The organism is Collinsella sp. BIOML-A6 (assembly GCF_009875845.1).
Classification (GTDB): domain Bacteria; phylum Actinomycetota; class Coriobacteriia; order Coriobacteriales; family Coriobacteriaceae; genus Collinsella; species Collinsella aerofaciens_H.
Map to the genome: position 1 here is coordinate 1 of NZ_WWSL01000056.1, position 1,542 is coordinate 1,542.

The window sequence follows — 1,542 nt, forward strand, 5'->3', positions numbered from 1 at the left end:
GGTGTTCCTATAGTTTTGTCAACTGGGAAATGCTCTCCGTGCGACAGAATCGCGGCATGCTGACGCCAAGCCATTAGGCCGGTGGGCTTCAGTCTGCTCGGTGCGTTTCGGCTAGGCTGCGTAAGGCACCCTGTCTCGCATGACCGCGTAGATGACCTTCAGTCTCTTTCGCGCCAGCGCCTTGAGCGCCTTGCCGTGCGACATGCCCCGCTCTCGGCACCTGGTGTAGTAGTCGCCCCATCTCCCCTCTGTCCGGGTGAGGCAGTTACATGAGAATATGAGCAGGTTCTTCAGCCTCTTGTTGCCTTGGCGCGATGCCGTCACCGAGGAGATCGAGGTTCCCGACTGGCGGTTGCGCGGCGCCAGGCCGCAGTACGACGCGAGCCTGTCGTGACTGGGGAAGTCTTCGATGTCGATGGAGATCGCAAGCTCGGAAGCGGTTTTGGGCCCGATGCCCGGCACCGTCAGGAGGCATCGGTAGGTATCGTCGCCCTCGAGCAGGGCGGAGATCTCCGCCGTGATCGCCTCGATCTCCGCCGAGTTCTCGGATATCCTGCGTGCGAGCAGTTTCACCGCCCGGTCCTCGGCGGCGACGACCGACGCATCCGGCCTTGTCGAGGAGGTTGTCGAGCGGACGAGGGCCTCGATCTTACCGCGCGCCGCCCCACGCGTGAGCGCCGCCGCCCTGCGGGGCCCGGCGTCGGCTACCGACCAGGCCCCGCCGAGGGATGCCATGAGCCTCAGCTGGGGCCCGTCGGACAGGTCGACCAGCGCCTCGAAGGCGGGGCACGATTCCAGCAGGATGCTGCGCAGCCGGTTCTTATTCCTAGTGTTCTCGCAGGTCAGGAAGTTCCTCTGGGCGGCCAGCGCCCTCGCCGCCGCAATCGTCGGACCTGGGTCTCCGACCGGCAGGAGCGCGTCGGGGATGCCAAGCGCCGTCTTCGCGATGACCATCGCGTCCCGCTCGTCGGTCTTGGCGTCGCCGGCGAAGAGCCTGGCGGCCCCGTGCGCCGCGAGTCCCGGCAGGTACGCCGCCGACATCCCGGCCGCCCTGGCGCGGGCGAGCGCGAGGGCGCCTATGTTGCGCGACTGGTCGACGACCACGAGCGCATCGGGGAAGCGGCCGAACAGCGAGTCCAGGTCGCCCTCCCTGTTCGCGACGGGGGTGCTCAACAGCACCTCGCCATCTCGAGTCGCGACGCATGCCCAGTGGGACGATTTCCCGACATCGAGCCCGATGACGGCTTCCGGCATTCTAATTGGTGCCACGGTGGTATCCTCCAATCGGTAGGCCGATCGGAACCCCTCCCCGCGACACCCACATTACCTGGCCGTGGCGCTTGCGCCCGGCAGTTTCCTATCAGTCGTCCGGAGCGGCGAGCGCCCCCGGTGGCAACACCCCCCGGGCCCTCTACGGGGCAGGGGCAGACGGCCATCCGGAGGCGCCCGATCGGCGGCCCCTCGGGGCTTGCCCGTATCGTAGGCAATGCGCCGAATGCTCGCCATCGAAATTTATCGATGGCCTATTTCAGACTGTAATGG

The 1,542-nt window shown here is 66.7% G+C and carries 1 protein-coding gene; it reads right to left on the bottom strand.

The window, feature by feature from the left end:
- Window positions 1–111: 111 nt before the first annotated feature.
- Entirely contained in the window at window positions 112–1,269 is a 1,158-nt protein-coding gene (locus GT495_RS10600; protein ID WP_370457662.1) for an IS110 family transposase, read from the bottom strand.
- Window positions 1,270–1,542: the final 273 nt, after the last annotated feature.